The organism is Rhizobium sp. CB3060 (assembly GCF_025200735.1).
Lineage (GTDB): Bacteria > Pseudomonadota > Alphaproteobacteria > Rhizobiales > Rhizobiaceae > Rhizobium.
Genome location: NZ_CP104158.1, coordinates 2,883,953 through 2,906,916, shown reverse-complemented (window position 1 = coordinate 2,906,916; position 22,964 = coordinate 2,883,953). Strand labels below are relative to the sequence as shown.

Annotated in this window: 24 protein-coding genes and 2 tRNA genes; 17 read left to right on the top strand and 9 right to left on the bottom strand. The window is 60.6% G+C overall.

The features are described from left to right. Window positions 1-16: 16 nt before the first annotated feature. Together pdxA and N2601_RS14075 are read right to left on the bottom strand one after the other, a co-directional pair. Window positions 17-1,033, bottom strand: coding sequence for a 4-hydroxythreonine-4-phosphate dehydrogenase PdxA (gene pdxA / locus N2601_RS14080; protein WP_104824397.1), 1,017 nt, complete (start codon window positions 1,031-1,033; stop codon window positions 17-19). Continuing rightward, window positions 1,030-2,223 (bottom strand): four-carbon acid sugar kinase family protein, encoded by a 1,194-nt coding sequence (locus N2601_RS14075; protein ID WP_104824396.1) that lies wholly within the window; start codon window positions 2,221-2,223, stop codon window positions 1,030-1,032. The genes pdxA and N2601_RS14075 overlap by 4 nt, the downstream gene beginning before the upstream one ends. Window positions 2,224-2,474: 251 nt before the next feature. Between N2601_RS14075 and N2601_RS14070 the strand changes: the two genes are divergently transcribed. Next, window positions 2,475-2,945 carry a cupin domain-containing protein gene (locus N2601_RS14070; protein ID WP_104824395.1) on the top strand — a complete coding sequence of 157 codons (471 nt, stop codon included), beginning with the start codon at window positions 2,475-2,477 and terminating at the stop codon, window positions 2,943-2,945. A gap of 268 nt (window positions 2,946-3,213) precedes the next feature. After that, entirely contained in the window at window positions 3,214-3,558 is a 345-nt protein-coding gene (locus N2601_RS14065) for a CAP-Gly domain protein (RefSeq protein ID WP_104824394.1), read from the top strand. Window positions 3,559-3,611: 53 nt separating this feature from the next. Here the strand turns inward: N2601_RS14065 and N2601_RS14060 are convergent, their stop codons facing one another. Beyond that, window positions 3,612-4,538 (bottom strand): DUF2971 domain-containing protein, encoded by a 927-nt coding sequence (locus tag N2601_RS14060; protein WP_158704494.1) that lies wholly within the window; start codon window positions 4,536-4,538, stop codon window positions 3,612-3,614. A gap of 135 nt (window positions 4,539-4,673) precedes the next feature. Continuing rightward, a tRNA-Thr gene (locus tag N2601_RS14055) sits at window positions 4,674-4,748 on the bottom strand. A 154-nt stretch (window positions 4,749-4,902) separates the two neighbouring features. Here N2601_RS14055 and N2601_RS14050 point away from each other — a divergent pair. From N2601_RS14050 to N2601_RS13990, 13 genes are all read left to right on the top strand, one after another. After that, window positions 4,903-5,172, top strand: coding sequence for a hypothetical protein (locus tag N2601_RS14050; protein WP_245463896.1), 270 nt, complete (start codon window positions 4,903-4,905; stop codon window positions 5,170-5,172). 141 nt (window positions 5,173-5,313) lie between these two features. Continuing rightward, window positions 5,314-6,606 (top strand): UDP-N-acetylglucosamine 1-carboxyvinyltransferase, encoded by a 1,293-nt coding sequence (gene murA, locus N2601_RS14045; RefSeq protein WP_104824392.1) that lies wholly within the window; start codon window positions 5,314-5,316, stop codon window positions 6,604-6,606. A gap of 131 nt (window positions 6,607-6,737) precedes the next feature. Next, window positions 6,738-7,181 carry a DUF2948 family protein gene (locus N2601_RS14040; RefSeq protein ID WP_104824391.1) on the top strand — a complete coding sequence of 148 codons (444 nt, stop codon included), beginning with the start codon at window positions 6,738-6,740 and terminating at the stop codon, window positions 7,179-7,181. A 53-nt stretch (window positions 7,182-7,234) separates the two neighbouring features. After that, window positions 7,235-8,533 carry a histidinol dehydrogenase gene (hisD, locus tag N2601_RS14035; protein ID WP_104824390.1) on the top strand — a complete coding sequence of 433 codons (1,299 nt, stop codon included), beginning with the start codon at window positions 7,235-7,237 and terminating at the stop codon, window positions 8,531-8,533. A gap of 3 nt (window positions 8,534-8,536) precedes the next feature. Beyond that, window positions 8,537-9,010 carry a UPF0262 family protein gene (locus N2601_RS14030; RefSeq protein WP_104824389.1) on the top strand — a complete coding sequence of 158 codons (474 nt, stop codon included), beginning with the start codon at window positions 8,537-8,539 and terminating at the stop codon, window positions 9,008-9,010. A gap of 5 nt (window positions 9,011-9,015) precedes the next feature. Then, a complete protein-coding gene (locus N2601_RS14025) occupies window positions 9,016-9,483 on the top strand; it encodes an arsenate-mycothiol transferase ArsC (RefSeq protein WP_104824388.1) in 468 nt (155 codons plus the stop codon). 142 nt (window positions 9,484-9,625) lie between these two features. Then, entirely contained in the window at window positions 9,626-9,844 is a 219-nt protein-coding gene (infA, locus tag N2601_RS14020) for a translation initiation factor IF-1 (RefSeq protein WP_004117876.1), read from the top strand. 58 nt (window positions 9,845-9,902) lie between these two features. Beyond that, window positions 9,903-10,523, top strand: a complete 621-nt coding sequence (locus N2601_RS14015; RefSeq protein WP_104824387.1) for a Maf-like protein — start codon at window positions 9,903-9,905, stop codon at window positions 10,521-10,523. Between the two features lie 5 nt (window positions 10,524-10,528). Beyond that, window positions 10,529-10,738, top strand: a complete 210-nt coding sequence (yacG, locus tag N2601_RS14010; protein WP_104825218.1) for a DNA gyrase inhibitor YacG — start codon at window positions 10,529-10,531, stop codon at window positions 10,736-10,738. Window positions 10,739-10,922: 184 nt separating this feature from the next. Next, window positions 10,923-10,998, top strand: a tRNA-Phe gene (locus tag N2601_RS14005). Window positions 10,999-11,466: 468 nt separating this feature from the next. Continuing rightward, a complete protein-coding gene (locus N2601_RS14000; protein ID WP_104824385.1) occupies window positions 11,467-13,413 on the top strand; it encodes a PrkA family serine protein kinase in 1,947 nt (648 codons plus the stop codon). 18 nt (window positions 13,414-13,431) lie between these two features. Then, complete coding sequence (locus N2601_RS13995) at window positions 13,432-14,703, top strand: YeaH/YhbH family protein (protein ID WP_104824384.1); 1,272 nt, start codon at window positions 13,432-13,434, stop codon at window positions 14,701-14,703. Beyond that, entirely contained in the window at window positions 14,703-16,250 is a 1,548-nt protein-coding gene (locus N2601_RS13990) for a SpoVR family protein (RefSeq protein WP_104824383.1), read from the top strand. Before N2601_RS13995 ends, N2601_RS13990 begins: the two co-directional genes overlap by 1 nt. Window positions 16,251-16,323: 73 nt before the next feature. Here the strand turns inward: N2601_RS13990 and N2601_RS13985 are convergent, their stop codons facing one another. The 5 genes from N2601_RS13985 to N2601_RS13965 form a co-directional block, all read right to left on the bottom strand. Continuing rightward, on the bottom strand, window positions 16,324-17,271 hold the full coding sequence (locus N2601_RS13985) for a DUF6030 family protein (protein WP_104824382.1): 948 nt from the start codon (window positions 17,269-17,271) through the stop codon (window positions 16,324-16,326). Between the two features lie 135 nt (window positions 17,272-17,406). Continuing rightward, entirely contained in the window at window positions 17,407-18,117 is a 711-nt protein-coding gene (locus N2601_RS13980; RefSeq protein ID WP_104824381.1) for a copper homeostasis protein CutC, read from the bottom strand. Beyond that, complete coding sequence (locus N2601_RS13975) at window positions 18,107-19,033, bottom strand: ROK family protein (RefSeq protein WP_104824380.1); 927 nt, start codon at window positions 19,031-19,033, stop codon at window positions 18,107-18,109. The genes N2601_RS13980 and N2601_RS13975 overlap by 11 nt, the downstream gene beginning before the upstream one ends. Before the next feature lie 93 nt (window positions 19,034-19,126). Continuing rightward, window positions 19,127-20,482 carry an ATP-binding protein gene (locus tag N2601_RS13970; RefSeq protein ID WP_104824379.1) on the bottom strand — a complete coding sequence of 452 codons (1,356 nt, stop codon included), beginning with the start codon at window positions 20,480-20,482 and terminating at the stop codon, window positions 19,127-19,129. Then, a complete protein-coding gene (locus tag N2601_RS13965; RefSeq protein WP_104824378.1) occupies window positions 20,479-21,138 on the bottom strand; it encodes a response regulator in 660 nt (219 codons plus the stop codon). The genes N2601_RS13970 and N2601_RS13965 overlap by 4 nt, the downstream gene beginning before the upstream one ends. A gap of 227 nt (window positions 21,139-21,365) precedes the next feature. Between N2601_RS13965 and N2601_RS13960 the strand changes: the two genes are divergently transcribed. Both N2601_RS13960 and N2601_RS13955 read left to right on the top strand, forming a co-directional pair. After that, a complete protein-coding gene (locus N2601_RS13960; protein ID WP_104824377.1) occupies window positions 21,366-21,821 on the top strand; it encodes an RbsD/FucU family protein in 456 nt (151 codons plus the stop codon). 55 nt (window positions 21,822-21,876) lie between these two features. Next, the gene (locus N2601_RS13955; RefSeq protein WP_104824376.1) at window positions 21,877-22,830 is read left to right on the top strand and encodes a sugar-binding transcriptional regulator; all 954 of its coding nucleotides are present in this window, start codon (window positions 21,877-21,879) and stop codon (window positions 22,828-22,830) included. Window positions 22,831-22,964 lie beyond the last annotated feature (134 nt).

The window sequence follows — 22,964 nt, the reverse complement described above, 5'->3', positions numbered from 1 at the left end:
AGCGTGCCTGACAATCTCATCGATTGGCTGCCAACCGCTCCGCAAACTCGATCGCTTCGATCAGGCTGCGCTCATTGGCGATCCCCTTGCCGGCGATGTCGAAGGCCGTGCCGTGGTCGACGGAGGTGCGGACGATCGGCAAGCCGAGGGTGATGTTGACGCCGGAGAGGTCCATCCATTTCCCCGTCGCCGGGTCGATCTCGAAGCCCAGCAGCTTAACGGGGATATGCCCCTGATCGTGATACATGGCGACGACGGCGTCATATTGGCCGGCGCGCAGCTTGACGAAGACGGTATCGCCGGGGACCGGGCCGACGATATCCAGCCCATCTTCGACAGCCTTTGCGATCGTCGGCGCGGAAATGTCGATATCCTGCCGGCCGAAGAGGCCGCCTTCGCCGGCATGTGGATTGAGCGCCGCCACGGCAATTTTCGGCTTGGCGATGCCTAGCTGCTTGAGTGCCTTGTCGGTCAGGTCGATGACAAGGCGCAGCCGCTCGGGCGTCACGCGCTTCGGCACATCCTCCAGCGCGACATGGGTGGTGACGTGGCTGACGCGCATATTGCCATGGGCCAGCATCATCACTGAGCCGCGGGCGCCGGTGAGTTCGGCGAGCAGCTCGGTATGGCCGGCATAATGGAAGCCGGCCTTGTTCAGCGCTTCCTTGTTGAGCGGTGCAGTGACGATGCCGCCGACCTTGCCGGTCATGGCGAGCTGAACGCCCTTCTCGATCGCCTTGAAAGCCATGCGGCCGCCATCGGCAGAGAGCCGGCCCGGCAGAATCGGTTCGCCCTCCATATCGGCCTGAATGAAGCAGAGGTTCGGCCAGTCGTCTTCCATCCGGGCTTCCGGAATCTCTATATCGAGGCCGAGCTGCCGTTCGGCGAGCCGCAGGGCCGGGCCGCTGCCCATTATTGTAAGTTTAAGCTTACCTTCATCGAGCCTGCCTTTCAACCGGGCTGCGGCCTTGACGATAATTTCCGGGCCGATGCCGGCGGGGTCGCCCATGGTGATTGCCAGGTGCCGCCTCATGGTTCTTCTCCTCCGGCAATCAGCGCGTTTTCACTCAAGAGATCGCGCCATAGGGTGGGGCCTCCGAATGCGCCGGACTTGGAGATGACCGTGGTTCCCTGCCAAGGGCCGCCGACAATCGTGGAGCGGGGCAGGCCGGGTGCGGCCTGGCCGGTGATGCTGAGGGCGGTGACGTCGAGCGCCGCGCAAAGGTTCCGCAAGGTTTCGCCGCCGGCGACAATCAATGCGGCCGGCGCCGGCAATGCGTTGGCTATGCCGCCGAAAGTGGCCTCAATCCGCCTTGCCGCATCGTCGCGTTCGAGCCCGGTCGGCAGATCGAGACTGACCATGGCGACGCCGCTTTGCTGGATTTGTCTGTCGACCGCATCGGCGCTGGCGCCTTCCGCGAGCTTCAGCCAATTGGGGCCGCAGGCCTGGAGTTGCGCCAGCGTGATCGGCTGATCGGAGCCGAACAGGCCGAGCACCGGTCTTTGCAGCCTGCGCGAAACGGGGACAGTGGGCGCGGGCCGCTCTTCGCTCGCGTCCTTTTCGGGAGGAGGGCGGTGATGCGTTGCCAAATCGATATTGCGCGCCAGGGCGCGCGCCAGCCCACCGGTGCCGCTCCAAAGGACCGGTCCCTGTAGCTCAGATGATACCCATGCGATGACGGCGTCGAGGTCGTCATCCGAATGGGCGTCGAAAACATGGATGCCGTCCGGAATGGGGTCTCCGGCATCGACCTGGTGGTGACTGAGCGCCGTGTTGAAGGCCGGCAACCCCTCCGCTCTCAAATGAGCGACGAGATCGCCGCTGATATCGCGCCAGGCGTCCTTCCCGGCAAACAGCACCTGCCGCCCGCCGCGCGTGTGCCGCCCGTGATGCGGAAAGGCCGGCGCCAGAATGCAATGCCGCCAGTGGCCGAGCCGAAAGCAGGCCGCCAGTTCCGCCGCCCAAGGGCCGCGAAACAGGCTATCCACCTTCTTGAAGGCAAGATCGGCGCCCTCCAGCAGCGGCGCGATGCCGCCGACGATGGCCGCCGCTTCGGCCGCCGATTTCTCGCGCGTGCCGCTGTCGATCGCAAGGCAATCCGGCAGGCTTGCCGGAAGCGCATCTTCGCGCTGCACCTCGATCGGCCCATAGACGCCGACGAATTCCACAGCCGTGTCGAGCGCGCCGGTCAGATCGTCAGCGATGAGGCGGAGGGTGGGCATGAGCGATCATTGCCTCCGAAGGGCTCGGGATGCGGTGGAGATAAGCATGGAAATGACGTTCCAGTGTGCCGATTTGGGTGGGTGCAGTCTTTAAATTGTGGGGGAGTTGTCAAGTCGAAAGGGCCCGTAATCCGATTGGATGACCCGGGGAAACCTTGCTCGGAATGGTAGGCGGATTTATTCTGAACTGTTCGCGAGCCTGCCCCAGCGTGCAGCCGAGGCGGAAGGCCCGGCGACACAGGGAGGTTGTCATGAAAATCGCGTCGATACTTGCAATCGGCTGGATCGGATTTTGCGGAATCGCTTCCTTTGCCTGGGCAGAGCAGGCACACACACTGGTGGTTCCCAATGAAGTCAAGTGGGGCCCAGCCCCCAAAGTGCTTCCTGCCGGAGCACAAGCGGCGGTCTTGTTCGGCGATCCCATGAAGAAAGGCTTATTTGCCCTGCGGCTCAAAGTGCCAGCCGGCTATGCGATCCCACCGCACACGCATCCTGGCGATGAGGTTGTCACGATAATATCGGGGACGATCAATTTTGGAATGGGCAAGACCGCCGATCGGAGCGCCACCAAGCCACTGCCTGCGGGCAGTTTCTTCGCGTTGCCGCCCGGCACGGCGCATTTCGTTTACTTCAACGAGGAGACTGTCCTCCAGATCACTACCAATGGCCCCTGGGGGATCAAATATATCAATCCGGCGGACGATCCTCAAAAGTCGCAATAGCTGGTTGGAAGCTTGAAGGTTGCTGCCCTATCGCGGAGTAGGGCGGATGTCACACCAACGAATCGGTCCGCGCGCCGGTAGCCATTAGGCAATGAACGGCGCAATCTTCGGCCTTCACCGAGGCTTGTCGACGTTCGCTCCATCGCTGTTTGCGGCGCCGCAGATCCGGGTTGCGGCATTCGCCACGTTTACTCTCACGCTGATATGCGGCTATGCTGGCGTCCCGGCGATAGGGCACGGTGGTCCCTGTCGATCCAAGGAGAGCAGAGTGAGCTACGATTTCCATGTGGGCCAGAAGGTCGTCTGCATCAATGACACGTTCAAGCATGTCAGCATCGACCAGTTGATCCGCAAGGGAACGATCTACACGATCCGCTGGGTCGGCGAATACACCCATTATGTCGACGGCACCTTCATCGGCGTGAAGCTCGAAGAGATCCATCGCGGCAACGACGACGGCCCCGAAGGCTACGGCGCCGCCGACATGCCCTACCGCGCCACCCGCTTCCGCCCGCTGGTGAAGGACAAGATTGCCTCGCTCCGGAAACTGCTGGCGCCGACGCCGGATGCGCCGGTGGAGAAGGGGAGGGTTAAGAAGAGGGAGAAGGTTTGAGGGGGGCTTGCAATCCAACAGTGAGTTCGAAACCTGTTCATTTCGGGTTGGGGCTACCCAAGGTCCTCTGGTGCGCGAATGACCAACCCAAACGCATTTTCAGACCTGCTCGCAACCAGCAATTCCACATTGGGGTAGTTGGACGATAGGGCGGTAAGTTCTGCCCTATCGTCTGCGGACGTACGAAGACCAAATATTAGACCATCAAGTTCATTGCGGCCGAACGGAACATCCTCAAAAAGTTCTCCCGGACGTCTTCCCCCGCCGCTGTTTAAGCGCCACTCCTCCTCGTAAGCCCATTCGGTTGACTTCGTGTAGACCGCGCGATCAAGTATCCCAGCTCGATCTAGCGTTCCCACGCCTGCGAAAATATCTGCAAGTTGGATTTCGCTAACCAAGGGCGGTACCTGATCGACATATTCAATAGGCCGTGCCGCACCATATGGACTGTCAAACGCGGGTATTGATCTGAACCTGAGTATCACGCCCTTATGAGAGTCCGCGTAGTGCGCCCACATCAGGCTATTGTCTGGTCTGACCGTCAGGCAAAGGATTTTTAGGTCCTCTAGAAGCTTCGCGGCTTTGGCGTTCACCGTTGGTAACGCCTTTAGCATTCTCTCAAAACCCTCCTCAAAGGCGGGACCGAACTCACGAAACAGTTCATCCTTGCTCAATTTCACGCGAGGATCGCGAAGCAATTTAAAGAGCCTGCCAACCGGGTTTTGGGGATCAGGCTCCAATCGGCCTTGGTAGACATCCCATAGACGTTCTAAAGCCAACGGTTTTACGGACGCGAGGTCTGCCGTAATCTGCATGTTGAACTGAATGTCAAAGGGATCATTAAAAAGCGCAGGAGCAGACCAACGCAGCGTCCGGTTCCTGAGTACGATCTTTGCGGTGGTCGCCGTCATGTACTTGTAAAAGTACAAACGGTCATTGGTCCAGTTTTTAGAGATTACCAAAACTTTTTCGTAGTTCATCTCCAGCGTCAACCTAAGAATTTAAGAGAGGGTGCGACCGCTTACTTCCTGGAGGGCTTGACTCCAATTATGTAGATCACCAGTAATCTGGTCAGCCACGTCCCCAAATAGAGTGAGCATCTTCCTAGAAAAAACTGGTGCTGCTAGAGAGATTTGAACTCTCGGCCTCTCCCTTACCAAGGGAGTGCTCTACCCCTGAGCTATAGCAGCAAACCGTGGCGCGTTGTGTGCGCCGTATTGGGCGAGGCGGCTATTGCCATAGGTGAGAGGTAAGTGCAAGCCGCAAATTTCAAGTTCGGTGAAAGATCGCTGGAAAAATTATGTCGGTCTTTTGAAGCCGGGGGATTTCGGCTATGGGAAGGTCATGGGTGCGGATAAGACGAAAAGCGGTGATGAGCAGCTCTCGCAAGGCGGTTTGACGGCCGGCGGGGGGAAGGAAGGCGCAGGCGCGAAGCTTAACCTCGAGGCGGAGCGGCGGCGTGAGCGGGCGGCGCAGAAGCTGCGTGAAAATCTTGCCCGCCGCAAACAGCAGGTCCGGGCGCGCCGCGCCGGCCAGGCGGACGAGACGGATGGGCTTCCCGCCGCAAATTCGTCCGATGCAAAGGATGCCGCCGCAAAAATGGACGAATCGTAATGATTTGATGTTGGTCATCATCAAACAGCATCAAACGAATTGAAGCCTTAAACTATTTCGTCTAAACAGCGCTCTCTCCCCAAACGCGTGGAATTTGGCGCACGGAACTTCAGGAAAGGCGGGCCTCGCCCGTAGTCATATATGGATCGTATCAGGATTGTCGGCGGCAACGAGCTCAACGGTATCATTCCGATCTCCGGCGCCAAGAATGCGGCTCTGCCTCTGATGATCGCCTCGCTGCTGACAAGCGATACGCTGACGCTCGAAAACGTGCCGCATCTGGCCGATGTCGAGCTGCTGATGCGCATCCTCGGCAATCACGGCGTCGATGTCGCCGTCAACGGCCGACGCGAGCGCCAGGAAGACGGCTATTCCCGCACCATCCATTTCACCTGCCGCACCATCGCCGACACGACCGCTCCCTATGAGCTGGTCGCCAAGATGCGCGCCAGCTTCTGGGTCATCGGGCCGCTGCTTGCCCGCGAAGGCCAGGCGCGCGTGTCGCTGCCGGGCGGCTGCGCCATCGGCACGCGTCCGGTCGATCTCTTCATCGACGGCCTGACGGCGCTCGGCGCCACCATGGAAATCGACGGCGGTTACATCAACGCCACCGCGCCGAAGGGCGGCCTGATCGGCGCGCGCTATGTCTTCCCGAAGGTTTCGGTCGGCGCCACGCATGTGATGATGATGGCGGCGACGCTTGCCCGCGGCACGACGGTCATCGGCAATGCGGCCCGCGAGCCGGAAGTCGCCGATCTTGCCAATTGCCTCATCGCCATGGGCGCCAAGATTTCCGGTGCCGGCACCAGCACGATCACCATCGAAGGCGTCACCTCGCTCTCCGGCGCGCGCCATCGCGTCCTGCCGGATCGTATCGAGACCGGCACCTATGCCATGGCCGTCGCCATGGCCGGCGGCGATGTCCGCCTGGAAAACACCGACATGGCGCTGCTCGACACCGCGCTGGAAAGCCTGCGCCGCGCCGGCGCCGTTATCTCGGCGACCGAAAGCGGCATCCGCGTTCAGCGCAATGGCGGCGGCATCAAGCCGGTCGATATCGTCACCGATCCCTTCCCGGGTTTCCCGACCGACCTGCAGGCGCAGTTCATGGCGCTGATGACGCGCTCGACGGGCACCTCGCACATCACCGAGACGATCTTCGAAAACCGCTTCATGCATGTGCAGGAGCTCGCGCGCCTCGGCGCGAAGATCTCGCTCTCCGGCCAGACCGCCAAGATCGAAGGCGTCGAGCGTCTGAAGGGCGCGCCGGTCATGGCGACGGACCTGCGCGCCTCCGTCTCCCTCGTCATCGCCGGCCTTGCCGCCGAGGGCGAAACGCTGGTCTCGCGCATCTATCATCTCGATCGCGGCTTCGAGCGGCTGGAAGACAAGCTGACGCGCTGCGGTGCCATTGTCGAGCGCATCAGCGACTAATTCCGGCGGCCCATAGAAAGAGACAGGAGAAGCCTGTTTCTCCGGTTGCGTCTTGCCCGCCCGCATCCTATTTCCATCACTTGAGAAATGCCGGCATCGGCATTTCCGTGGCGATCGGGGATATCAGGCGAATGACCAATCTCAAGCTAATGGCGCTCGACAACGAAGATTTGGGCGTGATCTCCGCGCATATGCAGGACAGCGTCTTCAAGGTTTCCGACATGTCCTATGCGCCGCGGCTCGGGCAGTTTTCCGTTGCCGCCAACCGTTTCGTCTGGGAAGTGTCGGATCAGAAGGGCAAGCCGTTCGAGCGTCATCGCTCGGCGCTGGTGTTCAAGCGGGTGCTGGCGGTGCGCTCCAACGGCGTCGACCGGCGCCAGCGCGACGAGGTGCTGTCGCTGCTCGCCATCCGCTTCGATCAAAAGGGCGAAGGGCCGGATGGCACGATCGAGCTGACGCTCGCCGGCAAGGCGACGATCGCGCTCGATGTCGAATGTATCGAAGTTCAGCTTGCAGATATCGGCGGCGCGTGGGAAACGGCTAATAAGCCCAGTCATCCGGACGAGGCCAAGTAGGCGTACGAGTTTTCGCCGCGTGCGGCGGCCCCGAAGGAAGAGGATTATCAGCGTTGGCTATCTGGCTGGATCAGGCATCGGAAGGATTCGAACAGCAGTTCGCCGCTTTTCTGACGACCAAGCGGGAAGTATCCGAGGATGTGAACGCCGTCGTACGCGCCATCATCGATGATGTACGGGCGCGCGGAGATGCGGCTCTCGCCGATTATTCCAGGAAATTCGAGGGTATCGATTTCGCCGTCACGCCGATGCGTGTCAGCGAAGCGGAGATCGATGCGGCGGTTGCCGCCGTCCCCGCCGAAGTGCTGGGCGCGCTCAAAGTCGCCGCCACCCGCATCGAATCGCATCATCGCCGGCAATTGCCCAAGGATGATATTTATGAAGACGCTCTCGGCGTCGGTCTCGGCTCGCGCTGGACGGCGATCGAAGCCGTCGGCCTCTATGTGCCCGGCGGCACGGCGAGCTATCCGAGTTCGGTGTTGATGAATGCCGTGCCGGCCAAGGTCGCCGGCGTCGATCGCGTCGTCATCGCCGTGCCAACCATGAAGGGCGCGGTCAATCCGGCTGTTCTCGCGGCGGCCCGCATGGCCGGCGTCGAGGAGATTTACCGCGTCGGCGGGGCGCAGGCGATTGCGGCACTTGCCTACGGCACGGAAACGATCGCCCCCGTCGCTAAGATCACCGGCCCGGGCAATGCCTATGTTGCCGCCGCCAAGCGGCAGGTTTTCGGCACCGTCGGCATCGACATGATCGCCGGCCCTTCGGAAGTGCTCGTCATCGCCGACAAGCACAATGATCCGGATTGGCTCGCCGCCGATCTCCTGGCGCAGGCCGAGCATGACGAGGGCGCGCAGTCGATCCTGATCACCGATGACGCCGCGCTCGGCAAGGCCGTCGAAGGCGCCGTCGCGCGGCAGCTCAAGCAGCTCGGCCGGTCGCAGACGGCGACCGCGAGCTGGCGGGATTTCGGCGCCATCATCCTGGTTTCCGATCTGAAGCAGGCCGTTCCGCTCGCCAACCGTATCGCCGCCGAACATGTCGAGCTTGCCGTCGACGATCCGGATGCGCTGCTGGCCGGCATTCGCAATGCCGGCGCGATCTTCGTCGGGCGTCATACGCCGGAAGTGATCGGCGATTATGTCGGCGGCTCCAACCACGTGCTGCCGACGGCCCGCTCCGCGCGCTTCTCGTCCGGGCTTTCGGTGCTTGATTTCGTCAAGCGCACCTCGATCCTGAGGCTCGGTCCCGAGCAGTTGCGCACGCTTGGGCCTGCGGCGATCGCGCTCGCCAATTCCGAAGGGCTCGATGCCCATGCGCGATCCGTTGCGATCCGCCTCAATCTCGAAGGATAAGGCATGGCTGAAGGCGTCTTCCGGCTGAGCGACGTGATCCTGGACGACACGATCGGCCGTTCGACGCCCGATGTCGAGCACGAGCGCGCCGTCGCCATTTTCGATCTGATCGAGGAAAACAGTTTCGAGCCCGTCGGCCATGGCGGCGGGCCTTATCGGCTGAGCCTGTCTCTGGTCGACCAGAAGCTCGTCTTCGATATCCGCACGGAAGAGGGGGGCGTCGTCGCCACTCACATTCTGTCGCTGACGCCGTTCCGCAGGATCGTGAAGGACTACTTCATGATCTGCGAAAGCTATTACGAGGCTATCCGTTCCGCCACCCCCAGCCGCATCGAGGCGATCGACATGGGCCGCCGCGGCATTCACAATGAAGGCTCGCGGACGCTGATGGACCGGCTGAAGGGTAAGATCATCGTGGATTTCGATACGGCCCGGCGGCTTTTCACACTCGTCTGCGTGCTCTACTGGCGCGGGTGACGGCAATGGAACAGCCGAAGGCTATCGAACATAATGGGAAGCCGCCCGGTGCCATTCTGTTCATGTGCGGGCTCAACACCATCCGCTCGCCGATGGCCGAGGCGATCGCGCGCGGAATGCTGCCGCAGGGCACCTATGTCGCCTCGGCGGGCGTGCGCGCAGGCGAACGCAACCCGTTCGTGGATGTCGTCCTCGGCGAGATCGGTCTCTCGCTCGGGCGCCGGCAGCCGCAGACGCTGGAGGAGCTGGAGGATGATTTCTTCGACGTCATCATCACGCTGTCTCCCGAAGCACATCATGCGGCTCTCGAACTGACGCGCGCCAATGCCATCGATGTCATCTATTGGCCGACCATCGATCCCTCGGTCGCCGGCGGCACGCGCGAGCAGATTCTCAATGCGTATCGCGAGGTGAGAGACTATCTGCTCGGCCTGATCGAAAGCCGGCTGGTCGAGCATCGCGGCTCTCTTTAGAGTGTCTCGTTAAACAAATGCAGAAAGCCTTATCAACGAGGTTCACAAAACCGCGACGATTGTGTAGTTTCCGCGCAAAATTCCGGCGGCCTTACTTTTTGTCATGGAAGCCGGCATCAACCCCACAGGAAAAGAAGCTTTAATGCCGAAAGAAGAAGTCCTTGAATTTCCCGGTGTCGTCACCGAATTGCTGCCGAACGCGACCTTCCGTGTGAAGCTGGAAAATGAGCATGAGATCATCGCTCACACCGCCGGCCGCATGCGCAAGAACCGCATCCGGGTTCTCGCCGGCGACAAGGTGCTCGTGGAAATGACACCCTACGACCTGACCAAGGGCCGCATCACCTATCGTTTCAAGTAGTCCGCAGCTCGCATCCGAGCCGGCCCTCCGAAATGCCGCCTGTCACGGTCGAGGTTTTATGGCGCTGAAACACAAGCTGATACTGGCCTCCGGATCGCCGCGCCGCGTCGACCTCCTGCATCAGGCGGGAATTGAAGCGGCGCGCCTGATGCCCATGGATATCGACGAGGCTCCGAAGAAGTCGGAGCACCCGCGCTCGCTGGCGCGCCGGCTTTCGACGGAAAAAAGCGAGGCGGCGTTTGCGGCGGTAAAGGGCGACGTCGCCTGGCAGGGAAGCTATATCCTCGCCGCCGATACGGTCGTCGCCGTCGGCCGGCGAATCCTGCCGAAAGCGGAATTCGTCGAAGAGGCGTCTTCTGCGCTGCATCTGCTCTCCGGCCGCAGCCATGTCGTCTATACCGGCATCTGCCTGATCACGCCGGACCGCAAGCTGCGCCAGAAGGTGGTCGAGACCAAAGTCCGCTTCAAGCGGCTGTCCGGCAAGGATATCGATATGTATCTCGCCTCCGGCCAATGGCGCGGCAAGGCGGGTGCCTATGGCATACAGGGGCTCGCCGGCTCCTTCGTGCAGAAGCTGATCGGCTCCTACACGAATGTCGTTGGATTGCCACTTTATGAAACCATGCTGCTTCTCGCGGGCGAAGGATTCGACGTCTACGCGGAATGGCAGGAAGGATGATCGTCATGGCGGACGACGACAAGATCAAGGTGGGGGCAAAGATCGAGCCGCTGCGCAAGACACGGGCTTGCGCGGAATGCGGGCGACCTTCGGTGCGCGAGCATTATCCCTTCTGCTCTGATCGCTGCCGCTCACTCGATCTGTCGCGGTGGTTGAACGGCGCCTATGCCATTCCCGTTGCCGAGGACGAGACCAAGGCGTCCGACGAGGAATAGGTGCTTCGCCATTTCCACGAAGCCTTTCATTTTATTCGCGAATTGCCAAAAATCCATTTCCTGTCAAAAAAGAGTCATTTGCGGCTGGACATGGGCGAACAAGATGCTATAACCCCGCTCGCTTCCGGGGCGAACCAACCGCCCAGGGTCTTCCAAGACCTTCCGATCAGCGCGAAGCAAGGATGCCCAGGTAGCTCAGTTGGTAGAGCAGCGGATTGAAAATCCGCGTGTCACTGGTTCGATTCCGGTCCTGGGCACCATTCTTATCTTCACAATATCATCGGATCTGCGGCAGCCGTATCGGCTATCAGCAAAGCGGCGTGGCCGATATGCAGCACGGCAATCCCTGGTGTTATCCACGTCCTGCAAGTGGCCGGTGGGGGAGCTTAGATTCCTCGCACTTTTCCGACCCTGAATTTTCCCTTTGTTTCAAGCGGAATATCGCGGCTTCAGGCCATCAGAAAGGGCGAGCCTGGCTCGCGCTTTTGCAGGGGCTGTCAAGCGCGTCTAATGGTGGAGAATCGGACAAACTTCGCAACTTTAGAGGTATTCATTATTAATTCCGGTGAAAGAACCTTTCAAGATATTGATGGCTAATGCAATCAAGCGTACGAATTATTGAAGGGTCACCTATTGATTCGAAGCGACTATTACCGCACCTTAGATACTAGCGGGAAGTGATCCCGTTAAGTCCGGCGTTTATTGCAATAGCAAGCTATCGAGGCGCCATGTTAAACAACGATGTGCTATTCAACACGTTCGCCCGTTCTTTCGAAGCACGGCGCGAAGTCGAGATGTCATTCTCCGAATACCTGGAAGCGAGCCGGGATGATCCGCTCATGTACGCGAATGCGTCGGAGCGCCTGCTGGCCGCGATGGGTGAACCACTGCTGATCGATACGGCCAAGGATACCCGCCTCGGGCGTATCTTCATGAACCGAACCATCCGAACCTATCCGGCTTTCTCCGGCTTCTTCGGTATGGAAGAGACGATCGAACGTATCGTCGCCTTCTTCCGCCATGCGGCGCAGGGGTTGGAGGAGCGCAAGCAGATCCTCTATCTGCTCGGGCCTGTCGGCGGCGGTAAATCCTCGCTCGCCGAGCGGCTGAAGTCGCTGATGGAGGTCCACCCCATCTATGTGCTGAAAGCCGGCAACGAGCTCAGTCCAGTGTTCGAAAGCCCGCTCAGCGTCTTCGATCCCGTGACCATGGGGCCGATGGTCGAGGAGCGCTACGGCATTCCGCGCCGGCGCCTGACCGGGCTGATGAGCCCGTGGTGCCTGAAGCGGCTGGAAGAGTTCGAGGGCGACATTTCGCGGTTCCGCGTGGTCAGGATACAGCCGTCAAGGCTGCGACAAATCGCCGTCGCCAAGACCGAACCGGGTGATGAAAACAACCAGGACATCTCCTCGCTGGTCGGCAAGGTCGATATCCGCAAGCTCGAGAGCCTGGCGCAGAACGATCCCGACGCCTACAGCTATTCCGGTGCGCTCAATCGCGCCAACCAGGGCATTCTCGAATTCGTTGAGATGTTCAAGGCGCCGATCAAGATGTTGCATCCGCTGCTGACGGCGACGCAGGAAGGCAATTACATCGGCACCGAGAATATCGGCGCCATTCCCTTCTCGGGCATCATTCTCGCCCACTCGAACGAGTCGGAATGGCAGACCTTCAAGGCCAACAAGAACAATGAGGCGTTCATCGACCGTATCTGCGTCGTGAAGGTGCCTTATTGCTTGCGGGTCACCGAAGAACAGAAGATCTACGAGAAGCTGATCGAGGAATCCGAGCTTAGCGACGCGCCCTGTGCGCCGTCGACGCTGGAAACGCTTGCTCGCTTCACGGTTCTGACGAGGCTTGCCAAGCACGAGAACTCGACGGCCTTCTCCAAGCTTCGGGTCTATGACGGCGAAAGCCTGAAGGAGACAGATCCGAGGGCGCGCAGCGTGCAGGAGTATCGCGATGCGGCCGGTGTCGACGAGGGCATGGACGGGGCTTCGACCCGCTTCGCCTTCAAGGTGCTGGCGGCGACCTTCAACTACGATACGACCGAGATCGGTGCCGATCCGGTGCATCTGATGTATATGCTGGAGCAGGCGATCCGTCGCGAGCAACTGCCGCTCGAAACCGAAAAGCTCTACATCGAATTCATCAAGAGCGAGCTCGGGCCGCGCTACGCGGAATTTATTGGACATGAGATTCAAAAGGCCTATCTGGAATCTTATGCGGATTACGGCCAGAATCTCTTTGACCGTTATGTCGATTACGCCGATGCCTGGATCGAGGATGTGGATTTCAAGGATCCGGATACCGGCCAGCTTTTGGACCGAGAGCTTCTCAACCAGGAACTGACCAAGATCGAAAAGCCGGCGGGTATCGCCAATCCGAAGGACTTCCGCAACGAGATCGTCAAGTTCTGCTTGCGGGCGCGGGCAAGCCACGGCGGAAAGAATCCGTCCTGGACGAGTTACGAGAAGATTCGCGAAGTCATCGAAAAGCGGATGTTCTCCCAGGTCGAGGACCTCCTGCCGGTGATCTCGTTCGGATCCAAGAAGGATGGCGAGACGGAAAAGAAACATGGCGAATTCGTCGAACGCATGATGGCGCGGGGCTATACCGAGCGTCAGGTTCGGCGGCTTGTGGAATGGTACATGCGTGTGAAACAGGCAGGATGAGCCACCAAGGAAGAAGGAATGCACATTGTTGACCGGCGCCTGAATCCAGGCGGCAAAAGTCTAGAAAATCGTCAACGGTTTTTGCGAAGAGCAAAAGCGCTGGTGCAGAGAGCGGTCTATGAATCCTCTCAAAATCGCGACATTCAGGATATTCTGAAGGGCGGTGAGATCAGCATTCCCCTTGATGGAACCGAGGAGCCCCGGTTCCATCGCGGCCCAGAGGGCCTGCATGAGCATATCCTTCCCGGCAACAAGGACTTCCTTGAAGGCGATATCCTTCCGCGGCCAGAGAGCGGTGGCGGAAGGGGGCGGGCCGGCGGCGAGGGCAGTGGCGAAGACGCCTTCCGCTTCATCCTGACCCGCGAGGAGTTCCTCGATCTTTTCCTCGACGATCTTGAACTTCCCGATCTTGCCAAGAAGCGGCTGACGACCACCGATCAGCCCAATCCGGTACGATCGGGCTATTCGGTAACGGGATCGCCGGCCAATCTTGCCATCAACCGCACCATGCGGCTGGCGATGATGCGGCGCGTGGCGCTGCACCGTCCGAAGCCCGAGACCGTCGCCGAACTCATCGCGGAGGCGGCCGAATGCAAGGATGAGGAACGCCGCGCCGCGCTCGAGGCTGAGATCAAGGTGCTGGAATCGAAAGTCCGGCGTATTCCCTATATCGACCCAATCGATATCCGCTACCGCCGTTTCGAGAACGAGCCGAAGCCGGTGGCACAGGCCGTCATGTTCTGCCTGATGGATGTTTCCGGCTCGATGTCGGAGCACATGAAGGATCTGGCCAAGCGCTTCTACATGCTGCTCTACATCTTCCTGACGCGGCAGTATCGCCGCGTCGAGATCGTCTTCATCCGCCATACGGACGTGGCCGAAGAGGTGGATGAGGAGACCTTCTTCCGCAGTCCGGCGACCGGCGGCACGCAGGTGTCGAGCGCTCTCGAAGCCATGCGGCGGATCGTTCACGATCGTTTCCCGCCATCGGACTGGAACATCTACGCGGCGCAGGCATCGGATGGCGACAACGCCTATTCGGACAATGCGACGGCGGCGGCGCTTCTCACCAGTGCCATCCTGCCGGTTAGCCAGTATTTCGCCTATCTGGAGGTGGGGGAGGCGCGCAGCGTCGCGATCTCTTCCGGCTCGGCGCTTTGGTCGCTCTATGAGCGCATTCAGGTGGGGTGGCCCGTGCTGTCGATGCGCCGCGTTAGCGATCGCAGCCAGATCTACCCCGTCTTCCATGATCTCTTTCAGCGCCGGGCGGCGGAAACCAGGAGCGGATAATGGCAAAGGCATCGATGGAGCGGCTTTTTGACGGTGCGGACTGGGACTTCGCCACCATCCAGCGGATCCACAATGCCTGCGAGCGCATCGCCCTCGACGAGCTCGGCCTCGACGTTTATCCCAACCAGATCGAGATCATCACCGCCGAACAGATGCTCGACGTCTATTCCTCGATCGGCATGCCGCTGTTCTACAAGCATTGGTCCTTCGGCAAGCATTTTGCTCATCACGAGGCTTTTTATCGCAAGGGTCTGCGCGGGCTTGCCTATGAGATCGTCATCAACAGTTCGCCTTGCATCTCCTATCTGATGGAGGAAAATACGGCGACGATGCAGGCGCTGGTGGTCGCCCACGCCGCCTTCGGGCACAATCATTTCTTCAAGAACAATTACCTCTTCAAGCTCTGGACGGATGCGGAGGGTATTCTCGATTACCTCAACTTCGCCAAGGGCTATATTGCCCGCTGCGAGGAGCGCTATGGCCATGCCGCCGTGGAGCGGACGCTGGATGCCGCGCATGCGCTGATGTCGCATGGTGTCCACCGTTATGCCGGCAAGAAGACGCTCGATCTTCGCGATGAGGAAAGGCGCGAGCGCGAGCGGCGCGAATATGACGAACGGATCTTCAACGATCTCTGGCGGACGGTTCCGGTCGTAAAGGGCAAGAAGGCGCCTGACCTCGATTTGGAGCACCGGCGTTCGCTCACCGGCCTGCCGCAGGAAAATATCCTCTATTTCCTGGAGAAGATGGCGCCGCGGATGAAGCCGTGGCAGCGGGAGATCCTGCGCATCGTCCGGCATGTGGCGCAATATTTCTATCCGCAAAGCCAGACCAAGGTCATGAATGAGGGCACGGCGACCTACGTGCATTACCGCATCATGACTCGGCTGCACGAACTCGGCGGCATCGGCGACGGCGATTTCCTCGAATTCCTGAAATCGCATACCAATGTCGTCTTCCAGCCTTCCTTCAACGATCCGCGCTTTTCCGGTTTCAATCCCTATGCGATCGGTTTTGCGATGATGCAGGACATCGAGCGGATCGTGACCAAGCCGAAGGACGAGGACCGGCAATGGTTCCCCGATATCGCCGGGTGTGGGGACACTATGGGAGTACTGCGCGACCTCTGGGCGAATTACCGCGACGAGAGCTTCGTATCGCAGTTCCTCAGCCCGCATCTGATGCGCAAGATGCGCATGTTCCACCTCACGGACGATCCGGAAGAGGAGGAGGGATTGCTGGTGGCGGCTATCCATGACGAACGCGGTTACAAGCGCATCCGGCGCGAACTGGCGCGGCAATATGATGTCGGCTGGATCGATCCGCATATCGAGATTGTCGATGTCGATCTTGCCGGCGACCGGCGGCTCATGCTCAAGCATACGGTGCTGAACGGCGGCCTGCTGGAGGATATTGATGCCAAACGCGTGCTGCAGCACCTTGCCGATCTTTGGAGCTATGACGTGCTGCTGCAGGAGGTCGACCGCTCCGGCTCGGTCCTGCGCGACCACCTCGTCCATCCGCGTCCGTCGGCCATTGCGGCCTGACGGCGCAGATTCACCGGCCATCAAGATTGGCGATATTTGACCACCATCGTTGCGCGGTGAGAACAGCGACCCTTCATCGCGAACGCCATGTAAAATTTTCGCGAGCGGTTTGATATGTGACGGGTGGCGGCGACCGCAGCGTCCATCGCGCCTTGTCGAAGACGATGGCGGTGCGGATCTGTTCCGGCGTTTTCCTCTGGAGGCTTAGCTGAAGATTGAAGCTTCTGTCGTTCCGGAATTCCCGGAAGAAGCTGAGCTTTGTGCCGAAAGCTTCCAGCGTCACGTCCTGCAGCTTGCCGATCGCTTCGAGCGCCGGCTGGAAATCGAGCCAGCGGGTTTCGGTCAGCAGCAGGACGACGGCGTCGATAAATGTCTCGCCGATCGCCCTGCCATCCGCATTGTCGGGCATGATCACCTTGATACGGATATTGTCGAGCTCTCCGGTCGACGCACCACGGACGATGATGAAGAACGACGCAGCATTGCGGTCACCGTTGCCGCCTTTCTGAATCTCGTAGCTGCATTCGAAGGTTCCAGCGTCAAGCGCGCTCTGCCTCCATTCGCCAACGGACAGGCCCGATTTCGAAAGGTCGGCGCAAAGCGTCTCGCCCTTTATTCGCCAGCTTCGCACGAAGGCGCCGCGCAGGGCATCGACGGGCGGGTCGAATAAGTGGGAGCGCCGGGCTGGTTTTGGCGTTGCCGCTTTTTTGACGCGCGTGGCCTGCTTCTGTGCTGGCGCGGTTGTCGTGACCCCGGGATTGGCTGTCGCACTCTTTGTGCCAGGGGTTTCGGCTGGTTTCGGATTGGCGGCGGCGGTTTGTGGGGCGGCGGCTGTTACGACCGGAGGTGAGGCTGGCTGGGCCGACCCGCTGAACAGATCGAGATGATAACGAGCATCGAGCGCCCTTAGATTGCGCATATCGTTAGCAAGCAACGCGGTCGCCAAAATGATCGAGCCGATGACGATCGTCGCAATCCAGAAGACAGCTCTGCTTTTCTTGCGAGGTGGCGCCACCGACATGGTTTAGATCTACAGCTACTCCAGAGGAAACCTGCTTAACTGCAATGGGTTGGCATTCCGCAGCCGATCCATAGCTACAGAATATGCGTTTATGAACGATTGATCACTCTACCGTTTTTTGTCAAATCGCAGCCTTCAGGCGAAATGTGCCTTGAGCGCCAGAACGGTCGCTGCGTCGGTGCGGCGCACCATAGGTGTGGAAAATCCGAAGGCGAGCAGGTGTTCATCCGTTTCCGGGGCAGCAACGGCGCAGGAAGCGTGGATTTCGGTGATCGCAAGGCGCGGCCAGAGCTTGTCGACAGTTCCAATATTGACGCCCGAACCGGGCATGATGGAGATGCGGCCGGCGGCAACGGCGATCGCCTGTTCCAAAGCGGGGGGCCCTTCCGCGGCCGTTTTCGCGCGGCCCGAGGTCAGAATGCGCTCGAAGCCGAGGGAAATGGCGAGCTCCACTGCCTCCTCGATATCGGGAACGAGATCGAAGGCGCGATGCAATGTCTTGCCGAGGCTTCCCACATGATCGGCGAGCGCGCGGAGCGTATCGCTGTCGAGGCGGCCGTCCGGCAGGGAGGCGCCGAGCACGACACCCGGCAGACCGGCGTGGCGGGCGGCGTCTATGTCGCTCTTCATGATGTCTTGTTCATCGGCCGAATAGACGAAGCTGCCGGCGCGCGGGCGGATCATGGCATAGGCGGGAATGGGCGCACGCGCCGCAGCCGCCATCAGCCCGGCGCTCGGCGTGAGACCGCCGACGGCCAGCGCGCTGCAAAGCTCGATGCGATCGGCGCCACCGGCGATGGCGGCATTGAGCCCGGCAATATCCTCGACGCAGACCTCAAGCAACATGGCTGCGCTCTTCGGCAAATTTCAGTCCAAGCAAGGCCGCGCCGATCAGGCCGGGCTCGACCTTGCATTCGCTCGGCACGACGAGCGGGCGGTCGAACTTGCGGAGAATGCGGGCGCGCACCGCCGTGTCCAGCCGCGCCAGCAGGGGTTCGACATTGGAAAGGCCGCCGCCGACCGGAACGATGGTTGCGCCGGTGATGTTGACGGTCAGCGCCAGGGGCGAGGCGACGAGATCGACCAAGACATCGATCGTCCGCTCGGCCTTGGCATCGCCCTCAAGCCATTGGCCGATGATCTCTTCGCTGGAAAATTCCAACCCATGCAGGGTCCTGTGCAACCGCTCGACGCCACGAGCGCCGCCAATGGTGTCGACACATCCCTTCTGGCCGCAGCCACAGGGATAGGCGGGGATGACCGCCGGCGGACTGCCGGCAAAGGAAGCGATGATCGGACCGTGCCCCCACTCGCCAGCAAAGCCGCCGGCGGCATTGACGAGGCGGCCATCCGCCACCAGGCCGCCGCCGACGCCGGTGCCGAGAATGGCGCCGAAGACGATGCGATGGCCGCGTCCCGCGCCGGACATTGCTTCCGCCATGGCGAAGCAATCGGCATCGTTGGCGATCAGCACGGGATAGCCGAGTTCCGCTTCCAGTTCGGCGGCAAGGCGCCGGCCGTTGATGCAGGGAATGTTGGCACAGGTGAGTGCCTGCGTATCGGGGTCCACAACGCCGGCAATGGAAAAGGAAATGCAATCCGGCGTCTCGCCGGCCTCGGCGATGACAGCGCGCAAAGCTTGGACGAATTCGCCGAAGTCGTACTTCGGCGTCGGGCGGCGGGCGAGCGGCGTGATGTCCATCATGGAATGGGCGATGCCGCCTTTGATGGCGGAGCCCCCGATATCGAAAGAAACGATCATGAATATTGGCCTGCAGGGAACGTCTTGCGCTTGCTCGCACCCTTTGCCGGTCTTTGCAAGGCCATTCCGCGCGGTGCTCCGGTCTCGGCGTGATCAGGCTTCGGGTGGGATGATCCTGGCCTCGAAACCGTCCACCTTATCGGTAGCGGGGGAGAAAAGATCGAGGCGGCCGCCGATCTGCTCGACGATGCGCTCGGCGATGGCAAGGCCGAGGCCGGAGCCGGAAGCTTTCGTATTGCCGCGCCAGAAACGTTTTTTCAGATCGGCCAGTTCTTCTTGCGACAGCACATTGCCGCCATTCAGGATATGGATCGTTCCTGCCTGGCCGATCCTGACGGTCACCTCGTCATCGGTCGGACCATGAATCAAGGCGTTTTCGATGAGGTTACGGATGGCGATGGCGAAGGCGTCGATATCGACGTTGCGGATCAGCTTCCCGTCGGCCTCGTTCTCCAGGAGAATGCGGCCCGCCGTACCCGTATCCCGGTCGTAGTCGCCGATGACTGTTTCGATGATGGCGATCAGATCGGCGGGCTTGTCGCCAGTGCCAATGCCGGCCTGGGCGCGGGAGAGCTGCAGCAGCTTTTCCGCCAGGCGGCCGAGATTGGAGAGCGAGGTCTCGATTCGTCCGGCGCGTTCGGCGAGAGGCCCTTTCGGCAGTTCGGCGATCAGCCGCTGCGTCTGCGCGAGCGCGCCGGCGATCGGCGTGCGCAGTTCGTGGGCGCTGTTGGCGGTGAATTCACGTTCGGCCTCGAGAGCCGAGCGCAGGCGGCCGAGGAGCAGATTGACGGAACGGCCTATCGGCTGCAGCTCGCGGGGCAACGGGTCGCTCTCCAACGGGGCCATGTTGCCGCCATCCTTGGTGGCGATTTCCAACCGCAACCGGTCGATCGGCCGAAGCGAGCGGCCGACGATGAACCAGATGGCGACGACGCTGCCGGGGATGAGGGCAAGCAGCGGCCAGAGCAGGGCGACGCCGCTCTCCCGCGAGGCTTCCCGGCGATTCTTGAAGGCGTCGGCGACATGCAGGAAGAGTGTGCCGTTCAAAGAGGATTCTGTGTAGATTCGGTATTTCGGCGTGTTGTGGAAACCGATCTTCAATGGCACGTCGTAGGGTATCTTCGGTGCATCATGGGAATGCAGGATGAGCTTGCCCGTCGCGTCGAGCACCTGGTAGGTCAGGTATTCCCGGTTCAGTCCCCTCTCCATATTTTCGAGGGTTTGCGGATCGGCGGAGGGATCGCGATCGGCAAGATCGTCGACCACCAGAGGCATCAGGCGTTGGGCGGTTTCCTGCAATGCGCCATCGAAGGTCTCGGCGAGCTCCTTGTTGACCACATAGACGCCGATGCCGACGGCGATCAGCCAAAAGAGGACGACCGTGCCGGTCAGCGCCGCGATCAGGCGGCGGGTGATGCTGGTGCGGTTGAGACTTTTGCGCTGCGTCATCTTTCACCCAGGCAATAGCCGACGCCGCGGGCCGTGCGGATGCGGTCCTTGCCGATCTTCTTGCGCAGGCGGCTGACATAGACCTCCACCGTGTTGCTTTCGATTTCCGAACCGAAAGCATAAAGCGCTTCTTCTATCTGGTCCTTCGAGACGATGGCGCCCGGTCGCGCAACCAGCAGATCGAGGACCGCCCATTCCCGGCCGGTCAGCACGACATCCTTGCCGGAGAGCGTAATGCGCCGTTGCGGCAGGTCGATTTCGAGATCGGCTAAACGAACGGTGGGCTGCGGACTGCCGCTGTAACGGCGGGCCACCGCCATGATGCGGGCTGTAAGCTCGCCGAGATTGAAAGGCTTGACGAGATAATCGTCGGCACCGCTGTTCAGGCCCTCGATACGGTCGGAAATCTGGTCGCGCGCAGTCAGAATGATGACCGGCGTCTCGTCCGGTTTGCGGCGCAGTTTCTTGAGGAAGTCGATGCCGATGCCGTCGGGAAGCTGCAAATCAAGCAGGATGAGGCCATAGTGCACGGCGCTGGTAACCTCTTGCGCATCGGCGAGGTTTTTCACCCAGTCTATGGCATGCGGGGACGCGGCAATATGGTCGCGAACCGCGCCGCCGATCATATCGTCGTCCTCGACCAGAAGAATTCTCACCTGTCCCTCGCAACAATGCCCGTGCTTCAGTTAATGCCGCCGAACCTATCTGGTCAATAAAGGCCGAAATAAGCCACAATGAGAAGCGCAGTTCTCATCCCTCACGTTCTGCTGATAACGTTCGTGGCGGCTATGGACAGAGATCGGCGCCGCGATTACTTCTTTGCTCCCGATGAAGAGCGCGGCTTCGGAACTGCCGCTGATCGAAGAGCTGAGGAGAGCCGTTCATGCTGAAGGGAATTTCGCCGCTGTTGAATGCGGATGTGCTGCATGCGTTGAAATCGATGGGGCATGGCGACATGCTCGCGATCGTCGACACGAATTTTCCGGCCGATGCAATCGCGCGTCAGACCAGGCTGGGGCAGCTTCTGCGAATCGACAATGTATCGGCCGCCGAAGCCGTCGCGGCGGTGCTGTCGCTGATGCCGCTCGATACGTTCATCACCGACGCGGCGACGCGCATGGAAGTGGTCGGCGCGGCCGATGAAGTACCGCAGGTTCAGAAGGAAGTGCAGGCGGCGATCGATCGCGCCGAAGGCAAGCACTGGCCTCTGACGCCGGTCGAGCGTTTCGCCTTCTATGAGCGGACAAAAACTGCTTACTGCGTGATCCAGACCGGCGAGCGCCGGTTCTATGGTTGTTTCACCTTGACCAAGGGCGTCATTCCGCCGGAAACTGAGTAACGTACCGCGCTGCTGCCATATCGGGTAAAGGGTGCTGCTTTCGCAGAGGAATGTGATGGTCAGGAAGTTGGATTCCCAGGGGCGGCTTGACGATGCGGCGCGAGCCGGCTGGCTGTATTACGTTGCCGGGCGGACGCAGGACGAGATCGCCATCGCCATGGGAATCTCCCGGCAATCGGCACAGCGGCTGGTGTCGCTCGCGGTCGCCGAAAGGCTGATCAAGGTGCGGCTGGACCATCCGATTGCCGCCTGCCTCGAATATGCGGTGGCGCTGCGGGAAAAATTCAAGCTGAGGCATGTCGAAGTGGTGCCGAGCGATCCCGACGGGACATCCTCCACGGTCGGTATCGCCGAAGCGGGTGCTGCCGAGATCGAGCGCTGGCTGAAGCGCAGCGATCCGATCGTGCTGGCGATCGGCACCGGCCGCACGCTGAAGGCCGCGGTCGACCAGCTGCCGGTCATGGAATGCCCGCAGCACCGGGTCGTATCGCTGACCGGCAATATCGGTCCGGATGGCTCGGCCGCCTATTACAACGTTATCTTCAGCATGGCCGATGCGATCAAGGCGCGGCACTATCCCATGCCGCTGCCCGTGCTGGTCTCCTCGGCCGAGGAGCGCGAGCTTCTGCATGCGCAGGCGCTGGTGCGCTCGACGCTCGATATCAGCGCGCAGGCCGATGTGACTTTCGTCGGCGTCGGCGAGATGGGCATCGAGGCGCCGCTCTGTCTCGACGGCTTTCTCGAGAAGGACGAGATGCTGGCGCTGATGAAGCGCGGAGCGGCCGGCGAAATCTGCGGCTGGGTATTCGATGGCGACGGCAAGTTGATGTCAGATGCCATCAACGACCGGGTGGCCAGCGCACCGCTTCCGCCGCGCGAAGCCTCTTCCGTCATCGGAATAGCCAAGGGCAAACGGAAGTTCGAAGCCATCAAAGCGGCCGTTACCGGCCATCAGATCAATGGTTTGATCACCGATGAAGCGGTTGCTGAGTTTCTGCTCAAAGCCTGAGCAAAAAATAACCACATAAAATCAAATGGATGAGCTGCTTGTTCGGCAATGCAGCAATGAATTCGCATTGACATTTTGTCGCAACAGGTGAGTAATTGCTCACGAGCAAAGCGAATGCTCAAATTTGATCTTCT